We start from the raw sequence: 13,238 nt of genomic DNA, 5'->3' as shown, positions 1-13,238 counted from the left end.
AGGGTCAGGGCAGCAGCTTGGCGTACGCCGGCTTGATCACCTCGTCGATGATCCGCAGCCGCTCGTCGAACGGGATGAAGGCGCTCTTCATCGCGTTGATGGTGAACCACTGCAGCTCACGCCAGCCGTAGCCGAACGTCTCCACCAGCAGCGACATCTCCCGGGACATGGAGGTGCCGCTCATCAGCCGGTTGTCGGTGTTCACGGTGGCCCGGAACCGCAGGTCCCGCAGCAGACCGATCGGGTGCTCGGCGATCGAGGCCACGGCACCGGTCTGCACGTTCGACGACGGGCACAACTCCAGGGGAATCCGCTTGTCCCGGACGTACGCGGCCAGCCGACCGAGCGTGCCGTCCGGGGCGATGTCGTCCACGATGCGTACGCCGTGGCCGAGCCGGTCCGCGCCGCACCACTGGATCGCCTGCCAGATGGACGGCAGCCCGAACGCCTCACCGGCGTGGATGGTGAAGTGGAAGTTCTCCCGCTGGAGGTACTCGAAGGCGTCCAGGTGGCGGGTGGGCGGGAAGCCCGCCTCGGCGCCGGCGATGTCGAACCCGACCACGCCCGCGTCCCGGTGCCGCACGGCCAGTTCGGCGATCTCCTGGGAGCGGGCGGCGTGCCGCATGGCGGTGAGCAGGGTGCCCACGCGGATGGTCAGGCCCGCCTCGACAGCCTGGGCGGTCCCCTCGGCGAACCCGGCCAGCACGGCCTCGACAACCTCGTCCAGGCTCAGGTCCCGCTCCAGGTGCTGCTCGGGAGCGAAACGCACCTCGGCGTAGACGACGCCGTCGGCGGCCAGGTCCAGGGCGCACTCGCGCGCCACCCGGCGCAGCGCCGGCCCGGTCTGCATGACCGCGACGGTGTGCGCGAACGTCTCCAGGTAGCGCTCCAGCGAACCCGAGTCGGCGGCGTCGGAGAACCAGCGGCCGAGCGCCTCCGGGTCGGTGGTGGGCAGCTCGTGCCCCACCTCCGCCGCCAACTCGACGATCGTCGCCGGACGCAGCCCGCCGTCGAGATGATCGTGCAGCAGCGCCTTCGGGACCTTGACGATGTCCTCGTACCGGATTGTTGCGACCATGCTCAGACCCTAGTCAGCCTGCTGGGGACGGCCACGCCAGCCCGCTCATCCGGGCCAGCCGTAGACGCGGTCGACGGCGAGTCGCAGGACCACCCGCCCGTCGGCGACCATCGCGGCGCGGTAGTCCGCCCAGTCCGGGTGGTCGCCGCGGATCCCCCGGTAGACCTCGACCAGTTCGTCGACCGCCGCGTCGCGGGTTGTCGCTGCCGGCTCGGTGAGCGTCACGGTCCCCTCGGCGACCGCGTACGCGCCGCCGTCCGGCGTGGTCACGTGGAAGCTGGCCCGGGGGTCGCGGCGCAGGTTGCGCACCTTCGCCCGGTCGCCCATGGTGGAGCAGCGGATCAACCCGGGTTCGGCCAGGTAGTCGAGGTTCGACAGTTGGGGTCGGCCGTCGCGGCGCAGGGTGACGAGCACGCCGCGTCCACGGGCGCCGAAGAGGTCCCACAGATTAGTTGACATGTCATCGACCGTAGGAGGCGCTTCGATGACATGTCAACCAAGACGCTAGGCTGAGCGGCATGGAGGCGACCCGGTGGCTGGACGAGCGCCAGGACCGTGCCTGGCGGGGCTACCGCCGGATGCGTCGCCTGCTCGACCTGGAACTGGCCCGGGAGCTGACCCAGAACGCCGGCCTGTCCGAGCCGGACTACGACGTGCTCTCCGACCTCTCCGAGACGCCGCAGGGACGGCTGCGTCTCAGCGAACTGGCGGACCGGATGCTCTGGTCCCGCAGTCGACTCTCCCACCACCTGACCCGGATGCAGCAGCGCGGCCTGGTGACCCGGGAGGAGTGCCCGGACGACGCCCGCGGCGCGATCGTCGTGCTCACCCGGGCCGGTCGGAGCGCCATCGAGGCCGCCGCCCCCGGCCACGTGACCGCCGTCCGGCAGCACTTCCTCGACCTGCTCACCCCGGCCGAGGTCGAGGCGCTCGGCGCGTTCACCCATCGGGTCGTCGACCACCTCGCGCAGAGCCGCGCACCCCGTCCCCGCCGGGGTCTGGACGCCTGACGTGGACCCGCGCATCCTCGACCGGCTGAGCTGCCCGGTCTGCGGCGAACCGCTGGCCGAGACGACCGTCGGCACCGCCCGCGCGCTGCGCTGTGGACGCCGACACACCTTCGACATCGCGCGCCAGGGCTACGTGAACCTGCTCACCGGTCGGTCACCGCACGTCGGCGACAGCGCCGAGATGGTGGCCGCACGCGCGGAGTTCCAGGCCGCCGGCCACTACGACATCATCTCGGCCGCGCTCGCCGCCGCCGCGACCGAGGCAACCGCGCGGCTCCGCGCCACGCCCGCGTCCGCTTCCGGGGAGACAACAGCCGGGGTACGGGTCGAGGGCTCCGACGCGTACCCCCTGGTGGTGGATGTCGGCGCGGGCACGGGCCGCTACCTCGGCGCGGTGCTGGCGGCGCTGCCGGACGCCGTGGGTCTGGCCCTGGACGTCTCCAAGCCGGCGCTGCGTCGCGCGGCGCGGGCGCACCCCCGGGCGGCCGCGGCGCTCGCCGACACCTGGCAGCGGTTGCCGCTGGCCGACGGCGCGGCGGCCGTGCTGCTGAACGTGTTCGCCCCGCGCAACGGCCCGGAGTTCCACCGCGTGCTCGACCCCGGGGGCACGCTGCTGGTGGTGACGCCCGCCGCCGACCATCTCACCGAGCTGGTGGACGCCCTGCGCCTGCTCCGGGTGGACCCGGACAAGGCGGACCGGGTCACCGCCACGCTCGGTGGTCACTTCACGCCGACCGGCTCGACGGTGCACCGCGCGGAGCTGGCCCTGACCCGACCGGAGGTCGCCACGCTGGTGGGGATGGGTCCGAGCGCCTGGCACACCGACCCGGCCGCGCTCACCGAACGGCTGGCCGCGCTGCCCGAGCCCGTGCGGGTGTCCGTGGCGGTACGACTCGACGCCTACCGGCCCCGCTGACCTCAGGTCGAGAGGTCGACCTCTTCCCAGCCGGGCGGCTCGTCGTGGTAGGGCCCGCGCAGGATCACCGCCCACTCCAGCGCCCAGCGCCGCTGCCCGATCGCGTTGGCGTCGACGAGGCCCGGCAGGGGGCGGCCGTTGCGCTCGGTCTCCAGGTACGCCCAGTCCAGGCAGTAGTGCAGGTCGAGCAGGGCCGCCGCGTCGGCCGGGTGCTGCGGCGCAGCGAGGATGCGGGACTGCCAGTGCCCGAACGTCTCCCCCTCGGCGATGTGCGGCAGCCGCTCGACCAGCCGCTCGTCCACCGACAGGGTCGGGTCGAGCTGCTTGCTCAACCCCAACACCCAGGTGAGCGCGAAGAGCGCGTCGTGGTGCAGCACGAACGAACGGTGGTCGCCCTTGCCGCCCATCACGAACTGCCACTCCGGCGGGGTGACCATCTCGACCAGGTGCGAGCCGAGCAGCCAGCTCATCGCCGCCTGCGGGGGCATCCCGAAGCAGCGGGCCAGGATGAGGTGCAGCACCGCGATGCGCGCCTCGATCTCGGCCCGGGGACGCAGCTCGATCGCGTCACCCGGCTCCCACACGAGCGGAAACTGGGCCGGCGGCAGCGGCAGACCGAGCCGGGACAACTCGTCCAGGCTCGCCTCACGCACCTCGCGGGGGTCGGGGGCAGGTACGGTCACGGGGCAACTTCCTGTCTGCGCGCCACGCCTTTGGCCTGCGACAATAGCGCTCCCAGATGGCCGGCACCATGCCGACCCGACCCCGGCCCGGTCAGCCGATCCGCTCGATGACCAGGGGTGTGGCGGCCGGCGCGGTCGGCGCAATATGCACCGCGCGACTTGCCTCCGCCAGAGCCGCCGGAATTCGGGTCGAATCCTCCGCGCGCAGCTCGTAGATCGGGTCGCCGGCCCGCACCGCGTCACCCGGCCGCCTGTGCAACACCACACCCGCCGGGACGCTGACCGGGTCCTCCTTGCGGGCCCGGCCCGCTCCGAGCCGCCAGGCCGCAACCCCCATGGCGTACGCGTCGACGGCCGCCACGTACCCGTCCTGCTCGGCCCGGACCACCTCGACCTCGCCGGCGGCCGGCATCGGCGCGTCCGGGTCGCCGCCCTGCGCCCGGATCATCGCCCGCCAGGAGTCCATCGCCCGGCCGTCGCGCAGGGCGGCCTCGGGGTCGGCGTCCGGCAGGCCGGCGGCGTCGAGCATCTCCCGGGCCAGCGCGAGGGTCAGCTCCACCACGTCGGCGGGCCCACCCCCGGCCAGCACCTCGACCGACTCGGTCACCTCGACCGCGTTACCGATCGCCAGGCCGAGCGGGGTCGACATGTCGGTGAGCAGGGCGACCGTCCGTACGCCGTGCGCGCCACCCAGCTCCACCATCGTGCGCGCCAACTCGCGGGCCTGGTCGACGGACTTCATGAAGGCGCCCGAGCCGACCTTGACGTCGAGGACCAGCGCTCCGGTGCCCTCGGCGATCTTCTTGCTCATGATCGAGCTGGCGATCAGCGGGATCGCCTCGACGGTGCCGGTCACGTCGCGCAGCGCGTACAGCTTGCGGTCGGCGGGGGCGAGCCCCGCGCCGGCCGCGCAGATCACCGCGCCGACCTCGCCGAGCTGGCTGATGAACTCGTCGTTGGTCAGCGCCGCCCGCCAGCCCGGGATGGACTCCAGCTTGTCCAGCGTGCCGCCGGTGTGCCCGAGGCCGCGTCCGCTGAGCTGCGGAACGGCGGCGCCGCAGGCGGCGACCAACGGGGTGAGCGGCAGCGTGATCTTGTCGCCGACGCCGCCGGTCGAGTGCTTGTCGACGGTGGGACGCCGTACGGCCGAGAGGTCGAGCCGCTCACCGCTGGCGATCATCGCGGCGGTCCACCGGGCGATCTCCGGGCCGGTCATGCCGTTGAGCAGGATGGCCATGGCCAGCGCCGACATCTGCTCGTCGGCGACGACCCCCCGGGTGTACGCGTCCATCACCCAGTCGATCTGCGCGTCCGACAGCACACCCCCGTCCCGCTTGACCCGAATAACATCAACAGCAGCAAAACCCATCAGATGATCTTTCCCTCGTCTGTTGCAGATCCCGACCCACGGCGGTCCATTACGTCGGGGCGGGGGCCGACCGTGCCCGGCGCAGGGATCAAGCCTGACCGCCCGGAGCCGGGCACGGTCGGCCCAATCCCCCCAACCTCAAGAGGCAGACCACCGAACCGGGATCTCCAAAGGCGGCTCCCCCTCGCCCGCCCAGAAGATCGTGCCGGTCTCGTCCACCACGACGACACGGGGCGTCCGGGCCATTCCCCAGGTGATCGCCTCGGCGGGATCCTCCCAGCTCGGCGCCTCCTCCAGCACACCGGTCTCGGCGCCCGAGTCGTCCCCGGCGGACCGCTCCCAGTACGCCGTCCAGACCTGCTGTCCGGCGGACATGTCCGGGTGCACGAAGACGGTGCCGCGGCCGCGCCAGGCGGCCAGCCGCTCCGGGACGACCGGCACCGGCGTCTCACCGGTCACCGCCTCCAGGTCCTCCACGCCGAAGGCGTGTGGCAGCAGCTCAGCCATCCGCAGTGGGCGGGTCTTCGTCTCGATGAGGCACTCCGGGCCGCCGTTCTCCCAGAGGAGTTGTCGGCACCGGCCGCACGGCATCAGCGGCTCGCCGGTGGCGTCGACGCAGGAGAGCGCGACCAGCCGACCACCGCCGGTGGCGTGCAGGCTGGACACCACGCCGCACTCGGCGCAGAGCGTCACCCCGTAGGCGGCGTTCTCCACGTTGCAGCCGACCACCACGCGACCGTCGTCGACGAGTGCGGCCGCGCCGACGGGAAAGGTCGAGTACGGCGCGTACGCATGCCGCATCGCCTCGGTGGCGGCAGCGCGCAGCCGCGCCCAGTCAATGTCGGTCATGCCGTCATTCTGCCCAAGCGGCCCAGGTCAGGAGCGGGCAGGGCGGGGTCCACGGGCATCCTGTACCTACTGGTATGTACAGTGACGCCATGGACTCGCGACAACTACTGGTCGACACGATGAGCGAGCTGATGTGGGAGCGCGGCTACGCCGACACCAGCCCGCGTGACGTCCGGGAACGGTCCGGCGTGGGCCAGGGCAGCATGTACCACCACTTCCCGACCAAGCGGGATCTCGCGCTCGCCGCCCTCGAACGCAACGTCGCCGAGCTGCTGCCGGCCGCGTCCGAACTCGACGCTCCGGGCGACCCGATGGCTCGGATCGAGGCACACCTGATGCGTCCCCGCGACGCCCTCAAGGGCTGCAAGGTCGGCCGGATGACCCAGGACCCGCAGGTCCGCGAGGACCCGGTGCTGCTCGCCCCGGTGTCGCGCGCGTTCGCCCAGGTCCGCGTCAGCTGGGTCAGGGTGCTGCGCGAGGCCGTCGCCGCGGGCGAACTGCGGGACGACCTCGACCCGGAGCAACTCGCCAACACCCTGATGGCGGTCCTCCAGGGCGGCTATGTGCTCGCGATCGCCCAGCAGGACCCGGGCCCGTTCGACGATGCCCGCTCCGGCGCTCTCGCCCTGCTCCGGGCGGCGGCACCAGCCGGGCTCGACCACGAGAACAACAGGAGGAACTGAAGCCATGACGGTACGCATCGGCATCAACGGGTTCGGACGGATCGGGCGCACCTACCTGCGCGCCGCCCTGGCGAACAAGGCCGACGTCGAGGTGGTCGCGGTGAACGACCTCACCGACGCCCGCACGCTGGCCACCCTGCTCGAGTGGGACTCGGTCTCCGGCCACCTGGACGGCGTCGCCCTCGACGGCGACGCGATCGTCGTTCAGGGCACGCGCATGAAGGTCTTCGCACAGTCCGACCCGGCCAGCATCGCGTGGGGTGACCTCGGCGTCGACGTCGTGATCGAGTCCACCGGCCATTTCACGAGCCGCGACGCCGCGGCGGCCCACCTCAAGGGCGGCGCGCGGAAGGTCATCGTCTCGGCGCCGGCCAAGGGGGACGTGCCCACGTTCGTTCTCGGGGTGAATGACGACCGGCTCGACCCGGACAGCCACGACGTCTTCTCCAACGGCTCCTGCACCACGAACTCGCTGGCACCGCTGGCGAAGGTGCTCAACGACTCGTTCGGCATCGAGTCGGGACTGATGACCACGGTCCACGCCTACACGGGCGACCAGCGGCTCCACGACGCGCCACACTCCGACCTGCGCCGCGCCCGCGCGGCGGCCGTCTCGACCATCCCGACGTCGTCGGGCGCGGCGAGCGCGATCGGCAAGGTTATCCCGGAGCTCGACGGGCGTCTCACCGGCGCCGCACTGCGCGTGCCTGTCGCGACGGGCTCGATCACCGACCTCACCGTGGTCCTGCGCCGGCGCGCCGACGTCCAGGACGTCAACGCGGCGTTCCGCGAGGCGGCCGCATCCGAGGGGCTGCGGCGCTACCTGCAGTACTCGGAGGCGCCGCTGGTCTCGGCGGACATCGTCGGCAACCCCTACTCGTCGATCTTCGACGCGCCGCTGACCGAGGCCGTCGGCAACCAGGTCAAGGTGTTCGGCTGGTACGACAACGAGTGGGGCTTCTCCAACCGCCTCGTGGAGTTCTCCGAGCGGATCGGAGCGACCGCGGCGGCCTGACGCGGGTGGGCTTCGCGGGCGAGCGCTGTGCGCGTGCCCGGCGGGACGTCCCGCCGGGCACGCCTTCAGGTGTCAGCCCTTGATGTACGGCTTGCCGTCCGCGGCGGGCGCCCGGACCCGACCGACCAGGCCGGCGACCGCCAGGATGGTCGCCAGGTACGGCAGCATGGCCAGGAACTGGCTGGGGATCGAGCTGTTGATCGCGCTCAGGTAGGTGGCGAGCTGGTCGGCGAAGCCGAAGAAGAGCGCGGCGAGCAGCGCCCCGGTCGGGTTCCAGCGGCCGAAGATCAGCGCGGCCAGCGCGATGAAGCCCTTACCGCCGATCATGTTCTTGGTGAACGAGTAGAGCGCCAGCGTGTACGACGCGCCACCGATACCGGCGACCACACCGGCCAGCAGCACGTTGCGATACCGCACCCGCAGCACCCGGACGCCGAGCGTGTCGGCGGCGATCGGGTGTTCGCCCACCGACCGGGTCCGCAGCCCCCACCGGGTACGGAACAGCCCGATGTGGATCACCAGCACCAGCAGCAGGCCGAGGTAGAGGAAGATGTTGCCGCGGAACAGCGCCGGTCCGAGCACCGGGATGTCCTTGAGCAGCGGAATCTCCCAGTTGCTGAAGCGCGGCGCGCTGTTGTACCGCTCCGCGTCGGTCTGCATCAGCCGCTCGTAGAGGAAGCCGGTGACGCCGACGGCCAGCAGGTTCAGCACGATGCCCATGACGACCTGGTCCACCAGGTAGCGGATGGCGAAGACGGCCAGCAGCAGCGAGATGAACGCGCCACCGATGGCGGCGGCGACCAGACCCACCCAGACGCTGCCGGAGATGCTGCCGAACAACGCGCCGCTGAACGCGCCCATCAGCAACTGCCCCTCGATGGCCACGTTGACCACACCGGACCGCTCGCAGAGCACACCGGCGAGCGCACCGAAGATCAGCGGCAGGGCCAGGATGAACGTGCCTCGGATGATGTTGACCAGGGGCATGAAGTTCTGCCCGGTCGGCGCGGCGGAGACCTGCCAGCAGAGGAAGGAGAGCACGAAGGCGACCAGTCCCACGCCGAGCACCGGCAGGAACCAGCGCTTCGGCACCCCGGCCAGCAGCGCCGCGCCGGCCGCGATCGCGATGATCCCGAACAGGATCGCGCCGATCGTGCCGTTGATCTCCAAGGCGGCGCCGGCCGCGTCGTCGCTGAGCGTGAACCGGGCCTGCTGATCGGTGGCGAGCGCCCCGAACAGCACCGCCGCCAGCACGCCGAGCGCCGTCAGCGAGAGGCCGACCTTACGGGCCCGGGTCCAGAAACCCTCGTCGACGCCGACCGCGACGTCGGGGACAGCCATGGTGGACATGCGTTACCAGCCCTTCGCCAGGCTCGTCTGCAACCGGGCGGCCCGTGCGGCCCGGAGCTGGAAGATCGCCTTCACCAGGGCGGGTGCGGCGATGAAGATGACGATCAGCGCCTGGAGCACGGTCACCAGCTCCAGCGAGATGCCGGAGTACGACTGCATGCGGTTGCCGCCGGCCTGTAGCGCGCCGAACAGCAGCGCGGCGAGCAGCACACCCCAGGGCTTCACCCGTCCCAGCAGCGCCACCAGGATGCCGTCGAAACCGATCTGCGCCACCACCAGCGGCGTCAGCGCGCTCGCGGTCGAGCCGAGCACCATGTTCGAGCCGCCAAGGCCGGCCAGGATTCCGGAGAAGACCATGATCAGGATGTACGTCCGGGTGACGCTGATGCCGGCCGTACGCGCGGCGTCCGGGTTGGCGCCGACCGCGCGCAGCTCGAACCCGAGCGTGGAACGGTTGAGCAGCCAGGCGACCGCCCAGGTGGCCAGCACGGCGATCAGGATGCCGGCGTGCACCCGCAGGTTGTCACCGAGCAGGCGGGGCAGCTGCGCGGAGGTGTCCACCGCCTTGCTGATCGCGTCGGTCCGGGTCGGGTCCTGCACGCCGTTCTGCACGATGAGCCAGGTCAGGAAGTACGTGGCGACGTAGTTGAGCATGATCGTGTTGATCACCTCGTGGGCTCCCGCACGGGCCTTGAGGATGCCCGGGATGAAACCCCAGATCGCCCCGCCCAGCGCACCGGCGAGCACCGCCACCAGCAGGTGCAGGCCGGGAGGCAGCGGCAGCAGGAAGCCGGCCAGCGCCGCCAGGATCACGCCGATGGTGGCCTGACCCTGCGCGCCGATGTTGAACAGGCCGCCGCGGAAGGCCAGCGCCACCGCCAGACCGGTGAAGACCAGGGGGGCCGCGTACGTCAGCGTCTCCGAGATCGGCGCGAGCACGGCCTGCCAGCCGTTACTGCCGTCCAGCCACCCGGAGAACGCCTCCGGGTCGAAGATCGAACCCTTGAACAGGTTCGCGTACGCCTCGCTCACGAGCGTCCAGCTCGAGCTGAACGCGTCCGAGGGGCGGGCGGTGATGTAGGTGTAGGTGTGCAGGACGTCCGGGTCGGACACGATCATCAGCACCGCGCCCACGACGATCGCCAGCACCAGCGACAACAGGGTCACCGTGAAGGTGTTGGCCGCCCAGAGGTTGTCCAGGAAGAGCCGACCCAGGGACGGCTTCGGCTCCGGCGTCTTCCCGGTGGTGGCGCCGGCCCGCTCGGTGTTGCCGAGCGCGTTCTGCGCCGCCTGCGCCTCGCTCGCCGGCTCCTTGTCCGGTGAGCCCGACTGCGGATTGGGGTTGGTGGTCATGCCTCGTCCTCGCTCGCGGGGCGGTCGGCGTGCGCCGGGCCCCCGTCGGCCGCGCCACCAGCGGTAGCCGTGCCGGGCTGGGCTGCGGTGTCGGCAGCGGCCGCGTCGGGCTCGGCCGGAGTGGCGTCGGCCGCGTCCGGGCGGATGCCGGCCATCAACAGGCCGATCTCCTCACGCGGGGTGTCCGGGCCGACGATGCCGATGATCCGCCCGCGGTACATCACCGCGATCCGGTCGGCCAGCCCGACCACCTCGTCAAGCTCGCTGGACACCACGATGACGGCGGTGCCGACGTCCCGCTCGTGGATGATCTGGCTGTGGATGAACTCGATCGACCCGACGTCCACGCCACGGGTCGGTTGGGCGGCGATGAAGAGCTTCAGCGGCCGGGACAGTTCCCGGGCCACGATCACCTTCTGCTGGTTGCCGCCGGAGAGGGTGCCCACCGCCGCTTCCGCCGACGAGGTGCGGACGTCGAACTGCTCGATCCGCTCCCGCGCCGAGGACGCGATGGCGTCGGGCTTGAGCGCGAGGCCGCTACCGAAGGGTGGCCGGTCATAGATGTCCAGTACCAGGTTCTCGGCGACGCTGAACTCCTTGACCAGGCCGTCGACGCTGCGGTCCTCGGGTACGTAGCCGACCCCGGCGCGCAGCACCCTCTTGGTCGTCCAGCCGTCGATCCGGTCGCCGCCCAGGCTGACCGTGCCGGCGAGCACCGGGCGCAGCCCCATGATCGCCTCGATCAGCTCCGTCTGGCCGTTGCCCTGCACGCCCGCCACGCCGAGCACCTCGCCCGCCCGTACGGTCAGGTCCACGCCGTCGACCGCCCGGACCTGCCGGTCGTCGTCGACGACCAGCCCGGTCACCTCCAGCACCGGCTCGCCCGGCGTGGCCGGCGACTTGTCGACCGTGAGCCGCACGCTGCGGCCGACCATCAGCGCGGCCAACTCGTCGCGGCTGGTCTCCGGTGCGGCGGTGCCGACGGTCTTCCCGCGCCGGATCACCGTGATCCGGTCGGCGATCGCCTTGACCTCACCGAGCTTGTGGGTGATGAAGACGATCGACTTACCGGCCGCCTTGAGCGACCGCATCACCGTCAACAGCTCGTCGGTCTCCTGCGGGGTGAGCACCGCGGTCGGCTCGTCCAGGATGAGCAGGTCGACGTCGCGGGTGAGCGCCTTGACGATCTCCACCCGCTGCTGGATGCCGACCGGCAGATCCTCGATCACCGCGTCCGGGTCGACCCGCAGGTTGTAGCGCTCGGACACCTCGGCGACCTCGCGTCGGGCCCGCCGCCGGTCCAGGAAGCCGGCGATGCCGCCCCGCACCTGCTCCGCGCCGAGCATGATGTTCTCGGCGACGGTGAACACCGGCACCAGCATGAAGTGCTGGTGCACCATGCCGATGCCGGCCGCGATGGCGTCCGACGGTCCCTTCAGCTTCAGCGGCGTGCCGTCGACCAGGATCTCGCCCTCGTCGGGCTGGTAGAGCCCGTAGAGCACGTTCATCAGGGTCGACTTGCCCGCGCCGTTCTCGCCGAGCAGGGCGTGAATCTCTCCAGGCTCCACCGTCAGGTCGATGTGGTCGTTGGCGACCAGATCACCGAACCGCTTGGTGATGCCGCGCAGTTCGAGTCTCAGCGCAACCTCCTGGAGTGCGAGCGATGGTGCAGCCTAGCTGCCGTCGAACGGGCCGGAGCGCCTGGCCGACGCGGTGCGCGATCGGCCGCTCCGACCCCCACGGTCACCGCGGGGCCGAAGCGGCCGATCGGTCGTACCTGTGCCCACCGACCTTTCCGATGATCTCACCGGGAAGGTCGGCCGGACGTCACTTGGTCGGCTGAGCCTTCGAGGTGACGGTGATGGTGCCGGCGGCGATGTCCGCCTTGATCTTGTCGACCTCTGCCTTCAGCTCGGCCGGGACCTTGCCGTCGAAGTCGTGGTACGGGGCGATCGAGACACCGGTGTTGGCCAGGGTGCCGACGAAGCCCGGGTTGGCCTGGAGCTTCTCACCACCGGCGGCCTTGACGACGGCCTCCTTGACGGCCTCCGGGATGTTTTTGACCACGGTCGTGATGATCGCGGAGCAGTCCGGGGTGCTCTCGCAGCCGTCGACGTCCACCCAGATGGTGTTGTACTTGCCGCCCGAGGCCTTGGCCGCCGCGGTGGTGCCGAGGCCGGAGCCGCCGGCGACCGGCATGATGACGTCCGCGCCCTGGGCGACCAGCGCGTCGGAGACCTTCTTGCCCTCGTCCTGCTTGGCGAAGTCGTTGGTGAAGGAACCCTTCTGGGTCTCCTTGTTCCAGCCGAGCGCCTGGACGTTCTTGTTCTTGGTCTTGTTGTAGTACGCCACGCCGTCGACGAAGCCGTCCATGAAGATCGTCACCGGCGGGATCGGCAGACCACCGTAGGTGCCCACCTTGCCGGACTTGCTCATCCCGGCGGCGAGGTAGCCAGCCTGGAACGCGGCCTGGGCGGTGTCGAACTGCATCGGGTAGATGTTGGCGTCACCCGGCTGGGCGTCGACGATGCCGAACTGCTGGTTCGGGTTCGCCTTGGCGATCTTCGAGGTGGCGTTGGCCATCAGGCCGCCGACCGCCAGGATGAAGTCGCACTTCTGGTTGACGTACTGCGTCAGGTTGGGCTCGTAGTCGGCCTCGGCCTTCGACGCGACGTACTTGATGTCGATGTTGTCGTTGGCGGCCTTGGCCTCCTGGAGGCCCTTCCAGGCCGAGGTGTTGAACGACTTGTCGTCGATGCCGCCGACGTCGGTCACCATGCAGGCGCTGAACTTCTTGGCGCCACTGCCGGCGTTGTTGTCACTATCGGGGGCCTCGCCACACGCGGCGGCGCTGAGCGCGAGCCCACCCACCGCGACGATCGAAGCGATCCGCATCCCACGCACCGAGCGCAAGACGTCTCCTTCCCATTGC

The 13,238-nt window shown here is 71.0% G+C and carries 13 protein-coding genes; 4 read left to right on the top strand and 9 right to left on the bottom strand.

Annotated features, from left to right (window positions below; translation table 11 throughout):
- Nucleotides 1-4: 4 nt before the first annotated feature.
- On the bottom strand, nucleotides 5-1,078 hold the full coding sequence (locus ACTFTM_RS05095; protein ID WP_449564703.1) for an adenosine deaminase: 1,074 nt from the start codon (nucleotides 1,076-1,078) through the stop codon (nucleotides 5-7).
- A gap of 45 nt (nucleotides 1,079-1,123) precedes the next feature.
- A complete protein-coding gene (locus ACTFTM_RS05090; protein ID WP_449564702.1) occupies nucleotides 1,124-1,537 on the bottom strand; it encodes a PPOX class F420-dependent oxidoreductase in 414 nt (137 codons plus the stop codon).
- Between the two features lie 59 nt (nucleotides 1,538-1,596).
- Here ACTFTM_RS05090 and ACTFTM_RS05085 point away from each other — a divergent pair, with 59 nt between their 5' ends.
- The gene (locus tag ACTFTM_RS05085) at nucleotides 1,597-2,088 is read left to right on the top strand and encodes a MarR family winged helix-turn-helix transcriptional regulator (protein ID WP_449564701.1); all 492 of its coding nucleotides are present in this window, start codon (nucleotides 1,597-1,599) and stop codon (nucleotides 2,086-2,088) included.
- Between the two features lies 1 nt (nucleotide 2,089).
- Nucleotides 2,090-3,004: a putative RNA methyltransferase gene (locus ACTFTM_RS05080; RefSeq protein ID WP_449564700.1), complete on the top strand. Its 915-nt coding sequence runs from the start codon at nucleotides 2,090-2,092 to the stop codon at nucleotides 3,002-3,004.
- Between the two features lie 2 nt (nucleotides 3,005-3,006).
- Here ACTFTM_RS05080 and ACTFTM_RS05075 read toward each other — a convergent pair whose 3' ends face one another.
- The 3 genes from ACTFTM_RS05075 to ACTFTM_RS05065 form a co-directional block, all read right to left on the bottom strand.
- Nucleotides 3,007-3,687 (bottom strand): DUF4272 domain-containing protein, encoded by a 681-nt coding sequence (locus tag ACTFTM_RS05075; RefSeq protein WP_449564699.1) that lies wholly within the window; start codon nucleotides 3,685-3,687, stop codon nucleotides 3,007-3,009.
- Nucleotides 3,688-3,778: 91 nt separating this feature from the next.
- Nucleotides 3,779-5,059 carry a thymidine phosphorylase gene (locus ACTFTM_RS05070; RefSeq protein ID WP_449566543.1) on the bottom strand — a complete coding sequence of 427 codons (1,281 nt, stop codon included), beginning with the start codon at nucleotides 5,057-5,059 and terminating at the stop codon, nucleotides 3,779-3,781.
- A gap of 135 nt (nucleotides 5,060-5,194) precedes the next feature.
- Nucleotides 5,195-5,905 (bottom strand): cytidine deaminase, encoded by a 711-nt coding sequence (locus ACTFTM_RS05065; RefSeq protein ID WP_449564698.1) that lies wholly within the window; start codon nucleotides 5,903-5,905, stop codon nucleotides 5,195-5,197.
- Between the two features lie 89 nt (nucleotides 5,906-5,994).
- Between ACTFTM_RS05065 and ACTFTM_RS05060 the strand changes: the two genes are divergently transcribed.
- Complete coding sequence (locus ACTFTM_RS05060) at nucleotides 5,995-6,588, top strand: TetR/AcrR family transcriptional regulator (protein WP_449564697.1); 594 nt, start codon at nucleotides 5,995-5,997, stop codon at nucleotides 6,586-6,588.
- Nucleotides 6,589-6,592: 4 nt separating this feature from the next.
- Entirely contained in the window at nucleotides 6,593-7,603 is a 1,011-nt protein-coding gene (gene gap / locus ACTFTM_RS05055; RefSeq protein WP_449564696.1) for a type I glyceraldehyde-3-phosphate dehydrogenase, read from the top strand.
- A gap of 72 nt (nucleotides 7,604-7,675) precedes the next feature.
- Here the strand turns inward: gap and ACTFTM_RS05050 are convergent, their stop codons facing one another.
- From ACTFTM_RS05050 to ACTFTM_RS05035, 4 genes are all read right to left on the bottom strand, one after another.
- Nucleotides 7,676-8,953, bottom strand: a complete 1,278-nt coding sequence (locus ACTFTM_RS05050; protein WP_449564695.1) for an ABC transporter permease — start codon at nucleotides 8,951-8,953, stop codon at nucleotides 7,676-7,678.
- Between the two features lie 3 nt (nucleotides 8,954-8,956).
- Nucleotides 8,957-10,306, bottom strand: a complete 1,350-nt coding sequence (locus tag ACTFTM_RS05045; RefSeq protein WP_449564694.1) for an ABC transporter permease — start codon at nucleotides 10,304-10,306, stop codon at nucleotides 8,957-8,959.
- A complete protein-coding gene (locus ACTFTM_RS05040) occupies nucleotides 10,303-11,886 on the bottom strand; it encodes an ABC transporter ATP-binding protein (protein ID WP_449566542.1) in 1,584 nt (527 codons plus the stop codon). The genes ACTFTM_RS05045 and ACTFTM_RS05040 overlap by 4 nt, the downstream gene beginning before the upstream one ends.
- Nucleotides 11,887-12,133: 247 nt before the next feature.
- Complete coding sequence (locus tag ACTFTM_RS05035; protein WP_449566541.1) at nucleotides 12,134-13,201, bottom strand: BMP family lipoprotein; 1,068 nt, start codon at nucleotides 13,199-13,201, stop codon at nucleotides 12,134-12,136.
- Nucleotides 13,202-13,238: the final 37 nt, after the last annotated feature.

It is taken from the genome of Micromonospora sp. RB23, from assembly GCF_053585025.1.
Note: the sequence above shows the minus strand (reverse complement) of the source record. Positions and strands in the feature narration are given on the sequence as shown.

Coding starts and splice junctions, on each gene's coding strand:
- ACTFTM_RS05095 (WP_449564703.1), bottom strand. CDS start 1,078: ATGGTCGCAACAATCCGGTACGAGGACATCGTCAAGGTCCCGAAGGCG.
- ACTFTM_RS05045 (WP_449564694.1), bottom strand. CDS start 10,306: ATGACCACCAACCCCAATCCGCAGTCGGGCTCACCGGACAAGGAGCCG.
- ACTFTM_RS05090 (WP_449564702.1), bottom strand. CDS start 1,537: ATGTCAACTAATCTGTGGGACCTCTTCGGCGCCCGTGGACGCGGCGTG.
- ACTFTM_RS05035 (WP_449566541.1), bottom strand. CDS start 13,201: ATGCGGATCGCTTCGATCGTCGCGGTGGGTGGGCTCGCGCTCAGCGCC.
- ACTFTM_RS05065 (WP_449564698.1), bottom strand. CDS start 5,905: ATGACCGACATTGACTGGGCGCGGCTGCGCGCTGCCGCCACCGAGGCG.
- ACTFTM_RS05060 (WP_449564697.1), top strand. CDS start 5,995: ATGGACTCGCGACAACTACTGGTCGACACGATGAGCGAGCTGATGTGG.
- gap (WP_449564696.1), top strand. CDS start 6,593: ATGACGGTACGCATCGGCATCAACGGGTTCGGACGGATCGGGCGCACC.
- ACTFTM_RS05085 (WP_449564701.1), top strand. CDS start 1,597: ATGGAGGCGACCCGGTGGCTGGACGAGCGCCAGGACCGTGCCTGGCGG.
- ACTFTM_RS05050 (WP_449564695.1), bottom strand. CDS start 8,953: ATGTCCACCATGGCTGTCCCCGACGTCGCGGTCGGCGTCGACGAGGGT.